Annotated in this window: 7 protein-coding genes; all 7 read left to right on the top strand. The window is 34.5% G+C overall.

What is annotated here, in order from left to right; translation table 11 throughout:
• The first annotated feature begins 64 nt into the window (after positions 1–64).
• The gene (locus COU51_00750; protein PIR67035.1) at positions 65–1,111 is read left to right on the top strand and encodes a hypothetical protein; all 1,047 of its coding nucleotides are present in this window, start codon (positions 65–67) and stop codon (positions 1,109–1,111) included.
• Positions 1,112–1,267: 156 nt separating this feature from the next.
• Positions 1,268–2,017, top strand: coding sequence for a hypothetical protein (locus tag COU51_00745; protein ID PIR67034.1), 750 nt, complete (start codon positions 1,268–1,270; stop codon positions 2,015–2,017).
• Positions 2,018–2,062: 45 nt separating this feature from the next.
• On the top strand, positions 2,063–3,184 hold the full coding sequence (locus COU51_00740; protein PIR67033.1) for a hypothetical protein: 1,122 nt from the start codon (positions 2,063–2,065) through the stop codon (positions 3,182–3,184).
• Positions 3,185–3,337: 153 nt separating this feature from the next.
• Entirely contained in the window at positions 3,338–4,684 is a 1,347-nt protein-coding gene (gene nusA / locus COU51_00735; protein ID PIR67032.1) for a transcription termination/antitermination protein NusA, read from the top strand.
• Between the two features lie 73 nt (positions 4,685–4,757).
• Positions 4,758–5,525 carry a hypothetical protein gene (locus tag COU51_00730; GenBank protein PIR67031.1) on the top strand — a complete coding sequence of 256 codons (768 nt, stop codon included), beginning with the start codon at positions 4,758–4,760 and terminating at the stop codon, positions 5,523–5,525.
• Positions 5,526–5,530: 5 nt separating this feature from the next.
• On the top strand, positions 5,531–5,839 hold the full coding sequence (locus COU51_00725) for a hypothetical protein (GenBank protein ID PIR67030.1): 309 nt from the start codon (positions 5,531–5,533) through the stop codon (positions 5,837–5,839).
• 26 nt (positions 5,840–5,865) lie between these two features.
• Positions 5,866–6,777, top strand: a complete 912-nt coding sequence (locus COU51_00720) for a hypothetical protein (protein PIR67029.1) — start codon at positions 5,866–5,868, stop codon at positions 6,775–6,777.
• Positions 6,778–6,808: the final 31 nt, after the last annotated feature.

Genomic DNA, 6,808 nt, shown 5'->3' with positions numbered 1-6,808 from the left:
GAAGTAATTAACAAAGTGGTGCATTGTTAACTTGATTATTTAGTGTTATAATATAATCATAATTATGGAAGATAAAAAGAAAATTATTTTTGATGTAAGTATCTGGGCGGTATTAAAAGTGGTGCTGGTTATTTTAGCGCTTTTCTTTATGTATCTAATAAGAGATATTCTTGTTATTTTTATTGTTGCGCTAATTTTGGCAACGCTTATTGACCCATTTGCTGATTGGTTTGCTAGAAAACGCATTCCGCGCGCTTTGGCTGTCCTTCTTATATATATAGTATTAATAGGCATTCTATCTGCAGTCCTCGTTCTTCTAATCCCTCCGCTTGTTGAGCAATCTGGACAACTTGTAAAAAATCTTTCTATTTATAGCGATGATGTAGTAAATAGCGTTACCGCATTAAAAGATTTGGCTGTTAGCAAGGGTTTTGTTTCCGAATCCGGAGAATCCCTCGGTTCTTTACAGGCTGGGATACCAGGAGCTTTGAGCGGAGTATTTTCAACGTTCAAAGGATTTTTAGGAGGCGTTATAACTTTTGTTTTGATTTTGGTTCTAACCTTTTATATGGTTGTGGAAGGAAATGCTTTGAAGAAATTTTTCAAAAGTATTGCGCCGGAGCGTTATCGACCGCACTTAGTGGGTCTTATGACTCGCGCTCAACATAAAATTGGATTATGGCTCCGTGGAGCTCTTGTTTTGGGTCTTATCATAGGTACGCTTGTTTATATTGGACTTATGATTCTTGGAGTCAAATATGCTTTGGTGCTTGCTATCTTAGCGGGAATTTTGGAGCTTGTTCCATATTTTGGACCACCGGCCTCTGCTGTTCCGGCTGTTTTTTTAGCTTTTTCTCAAGCGCCAATAAAAGGACTTTTAGTTTTGATTATCTACGTTGTTATTCAACAGCTTGAAAATCATATTCTTGTTCCAAAAATAATGCAAAAAGCTATTGGCTTAAATCCCGTTGTAAGTATCTTGTCCTTAGGTATCGGGTATACCCTTGCCGGTATTTTGGGAGCGCTTTTAGCAATTCCGGTAGCAACGGCGATTAGCGTTTTTGCTACAGATTTTATAGAATTAGAAAAGAAAAAGGTTAGTGATCGCTAATACTGCACCTAACCATTGTTTTCAGTGCGATTTACCATAAGTATATTTAAGGATGATTGTCTGCGCCAGTAAAAAATATTTTTAAAATATGATAAAAAATAATCTACGCCATGAGTATTTTTTTATTGCTCGGCGCCAAAAATAAACGTACAGAATATGAAACACATAATTCCGATTTTGGAGGGAACAATTATTTTTTTAGCTCTGGAAACAATTCTTTTAAAACCGACGTGGCTTATTTATATTCTTTTGCTGACAGCTTCTGTAATTTTCTTAGGAGTACTATTGCCTAAAAAAAAATTTTCAGGGAAGAACGAATTTTGGCACTACTTAGCAAGCCCTCTAATTTTTGTTTGGTCAGGAACTATTCTTCTTTTATTTTTTGAAAATGTTTATTTTAAACATTTTTTTGTTTTGGGGCTTGGTGCGTATATTTTATTTTATTTTGAAAATTTTTTGTACTATTTAATAGTGCCATCAGACGAAAGCAGAGATAGTTTTTTACGAATAAATAATTTAATGAATGTAGTGTCAATATTTTTTCTCTCCGCCAGCTTCTATGGTATTAAAACATTTATTCAGCTTCATCTATGGCTTTTATCTATTATATTTTTTATTTTTTCTTTAGGCCTCATTTATGGTCCGCTTTGGACGCTTAAGAAAAAAACAAAAATCATTATTCCGGAGATGCTTATAGCTGCTTTGATTATTACGGAATTATTCACTGCCATTCAATTTTTACCAATTGGTTTTTATGCCAGTGGAGCCTTGGTGGGAATTCTATACTATATTCTTTCAGGCGTGCTGATTAATTATCTAAAATATAAAAAGATTGTTTATAGGCGATATATCATCGTTGGACTAATCCTTTTATTTTTGATACTATTTACAGCAAGATGGGTGTAGGCAATTTATAAATTATTCTCGTTACTATAAGAAATATATTGACTTATGAAAAAGTTAGGTGAAAAAATTACAAAGCCGGTTATTATAAGTTCTATTTTTGGTCTTTTGGCGGCTATGGTCGGAACATTTTCTATAATAAGTTTTTATGTACCGGGCGGTATTTTTATTGGAAATGTAGATACGGAAAATCAAACTCAAGAATTATTAAAAACAAGTTTAGGAATAAAAGCATATGGACGGCTGGAGCTGTTTGAATTCTTAGACAAGGCCTTGCCGTCTGTCGTAGGTATTTATAAAAAGAAAAGCGCAACTGCGCTTTTAGATAGACTGTATCTCGAAAAAGATCGTTTGGGGTTTGGGTTTATTCTCACTTCTGACGGTTGGATGGTTACCAATCAAAGTGCTGTAGATGGTTGGAGCGCAAAAACGCTTACTGTGAGCATAGGAAATAAACTTTATAATGTAGAAGATAAGGTCTATGACACATGGACAGATGTTGTTTTTTTAAAGCTTGATGCAAAAAAACTGCCAGTTATTTCTTTGGGCGATAGTGAGGCTGTACAATTGGGTGACGTTGTCTTTTCTGGAAGCGGAAAAAATAATTTCTGGTTTAATTATGTAAATGCAATAAATTTTTATCCAGACAAGACAAGCAAAGGCGAATTACTTCTGTCATCTGAAGAATTTGGGAAGGTAATAAAACTTCAAGGGGATATACCTGTAGAACTTGATGGTGGAATGATGGCAAATCGTTTTGGAGAGGTAATTGGTATTGCGGTTGCGAATGACAATAATAACTATATTATTCCGATAAACTATTTTAAAGGCATTGTAAATTCAGTTTTAAAAGATAGGCGTGTAGAAAGACCGTATCTTGGAGTAAATTATATTGATCTTGGTTTTGCTTTGGGAAGCGATTTGCCGAATGAGAAGGGAGCTCATATTTATGGAGGCGGACTTTTGCGCTCTGTAGAAACCGGTTCTCCTGCCGCATCCGCCGGTCTTAGCACGGGGGATACTATTTTGGCGGTTGAGAATATTAATATAAATGAATATAAAAATTTGGCAGAAATTATTTATGAATATAAGCCTGGTGATGAAGTAACTTTGAAGATTTTGCGTGAAGGAGAAGAAAAAGATATGAAGGTGAAGCTGGGAAATAAGTAATTTGACATAGTTTCAATATCGTGTTACTATAATTATAGTAAAGGCTGGTCTAATGGACTGGCCATTTTAATAATAAAATTAGGCCTTAGAGTTTAATGGTTAGCGTTTAGGCCTTAACTACACGCTACACGTTATACACTATACGCCATTATTATGTCTGATATCGAAAAAGCAATACGTCAAATAGCTGACGAAAAAAACATTCCTTATGAAATGGTAATTGGTACCATTGAAGCGGCGCTGGCAGCAGCATACCGCAAGGATTTTGGTGAAAAAAATCAAAACATTAAAGTAGAGTTTGACGCGACAACCGGTGGTTCGCGTGTTTTTGATGAAAAAACCGTTGTTACGGATGATATGTATGATGATGCAATAAAAATTCTTGAAGATCGAGAAGTTCTTCGTGCCGAAGGCAAACTTGAGAGAAGTGAACTAACCGAAGAAGAACGCGAAAAAGAAAAAGAAATAACGCTTTATCCAAAATTACATATATCATTGGAAGAAGCGAAAAAAATTAAAAAAGACGCAGAGTCAGGAGAGATTTTGCATATTGAGCTTCAAGTTCCCGAAAGTTATGGAAGAATGGCGGCGCAGACAGCTAAGCAGGTTATTATTCAGCGTATCAGAGAAACAGAGAGAGAAATCGTATTTGAAGAATTTAAAGAAAATGAAGGCGCGATAATGATTGGCAGTATTGCCAGGAAAGAAGGCAGAATTATTTTGGTTGACATTGGAAAAACAACTGGAGTAATGCTTGCCGACGATCAGATACCACGCGAATTTTATCGTCCAGGTCAACGATTAAAGGTGTATATAAAATCAGTTGAAAAAACTCCAAAGGGTCCGCAAATTCTTGTCTCCCGTACCCATCCGGACATAGTGGCAAAATTATTTGAATCAGAAATTCCAGAAATTGCTTCTGGCGTTGTTGAGATAAAGGGAGTTGCTCGCGAAGCCGGTTCACGTTCTAAGGTTGCCGTTTATACCAAAGAAGAGAATATTGATCCAATCGGTTCTTGCATTGGACAAAGAGGTGCTAGAATCCAAACAATTATAAGTGAATTAGGGGGAGAAAAAGTTGATGTTGTTATGTATAACGACGATGCAAGAACTTTTATTACAAATGCCCTTTCTCCGGCGAAGGTTTTGAATATGGAAATAGACGAAAAAGATAAAACCGCAATCGCCAAAGTAGCACCTGACCAATTTTCTTTAGCAATTGGTAAAAATGGTCAGAATGTTCGCTTGGCAGCAAGACTAACCGGCTGGAAAATAAACGTGAAAGAAGATCGTGACGATGACATCAAGCCGGCAGAAATTTCTATAGCTCCGGAAGATGATGGAGAACCATCAATAATAGAAGGTGGCGGGACATCAGAAGAACTATCATCCGAAGAAGAAGCGTCAAAAAAGAAAAAAACTTCAAAAAAGAAAGTTGTAAAAAAAGAAGAAGTAGAAGAAGAGACAACTGAAGAAGCAAAAGAAGGAAATAACGAATAATCAATTATAAAATTATTAAATAATCATTTGAAATTCATTGAGAATTGAAAATTGATAATTGATAATTGAATTTATGCTTTATATCTATCATATAATTCTTTACAATCCAATTTATAATGCCCTTATATTTTTTTATGATGTTCTTCCGTGGCATGATTTTGGAATCTCAATAATTATTCTGACCATTATTTTAAAGGTTCTTTTGTATCCACTTTCAGTCAAAGCACTAAAATCTCAGCGAGCTTTGCAGGACTTAGAACCAAAAATAAAAGCTTTACAGGCGCAGTATAAAGATAATAAACAAGAATTGGCAAAGGCAACGATGGATCTTTATAAACAAGAAAAGGTTTCTCCATTTTCTTCTTGCCTTCCTCTTCTAATTCAATTTCCTTTCTTGATTGCTCTTTATCAGGCAATGCGTCAAACATTACAATCAAAAGGATTTGAGGTTCTATATCCTTTTATATCTAATCCCGAAACGATAAATCCGATTGCATTTGGTATTCTTGATATGTCAAAACCGAATATTTTACTTGCGGTTTTTGCCGGACTTGCTCAGTTTTTTCAGACAAGGATGCTTCCGTCTAAACGCCCTCCTAAAGGAGCGGGCGCTGGAGCAAAAGATGAGGGGCAAATGGCAATGATGAATAAGCAGATGCAATATATGATGCCACTCCTTACGGTATTTATCGGTGCGAGCATTCCGGCGGGGCTTACTCTTTATTGGTTTTTAACAACCATTCTTACCATTGGTCAACAACTTCTAGTTTTTAATAGACAAAAAAAATCTGCACTGGTCGCAGAAATAATAAAAAAAGAAGATTTTAAGAAGCAAGAATAAAAAATATGATATTGAGCCACAAAATAATAATTGGTATGTCTGTAGAAACAAAGAGCAAGCAAGCTCTTGGGCATATTCGGGATTTTGATTTGGATACGGATACGCTTGAGTTGGCGAATATATATGTAAGACCAAGTGGAATTGTAAAAGGACTGGTAGTGGGCGATTTAATTATTTCAAAAAGTAGCATCATCTCAATAAACGAAGAAAAAATAATTGTAGATGATCTAACAGAGAGAGAATTGGTAAAAGAAGATAGTAGAGAAACCATGGTAACCGGAGAGTCGCCAGCGTCAGCAATGATCATGGAATAATTTTTTAAATGGAGGATAGGTGAGATATGCGTGATTTAAAATACGAAATTTTAAAAGTGTTATCTTTTTATGATATTTTTGAATTTCCGCTGACAATTTGTGAAATAAAAAAATCCATTGGAATAAGAAAAAATTTGGAAGAAATATATTGCGCGCTAGAATTATTAGAACAAGAAAATAAAATAAAAAAAGAAGACGGGTATTATTTTTTGCCTCAAAATTTAGATGGAGCAAAAAAAAGGAAAGCCCGTTTTTTAGTTTCTTTAAAGAAAATAGAAAGAGCAAAAAGAGTCGCCAAAATATTTTCCAAATTTCCATTTATACGATTTATCGGCGTCTGTAATTCTCTGGGATATATGAATGCGGAAGATAAGAGCGACATAGACTTTTTTATAATTGCCGAATCTGGCAGGCTTTGGACAACTCGTTTTTTAACAACTTCTTTTTTAAAAATTTTTAATATGAGACCGAAAAATGGGAATAATAAAGACAGGATATGTCTCAGTTTTTTTATAAGCAAAGATTTTCTTGATATATCAAAAATTGCGCTTTCTGATGGTGACCCCTATCTTTTTCATTGGATGCTTTGGGTTACACCTCTTTATAACAATGGAGTTTATCAAAAATTTTTGAAAGAAAATTTATGGGTAAAGAAATATTTTCCTGCGTTTTCCGGACAAGATACAGAATTTTCCAAAATATTGAAAAATCTAGCACAGCAAGTTTTGGAAGCGCCATTTAGATTTTTTCCAGAAAAGATGATCAAAAAATTTCAATTAAAAGTGATGCCAGATGAAATGAAAAAAGCGTTAGAAAGAAAAGATAACAGTGTTATTATAAATGATAATATGTTAAAGTTTCATTTATTAGATAGAAGAGAGGAGTATAGAGAAAAATTTTATAAAAAAGTATTAGATATTAAGGATTATGGAAAATAATAAAATTAGCCGATGGTTATTTCTGGTATTT

It is taken from the genome of Parcubacteria group bacterium CG10_big_fil_rev_8_21_14_0_10_36_14 (genome assembly GCA_002772895.1).
Lineage (GTDB): Bacteria > Patescibacteriota > Patescibacteriia.
This window is presented reverse-complemented; position numbering and strand designations above follow the sequence as displayed.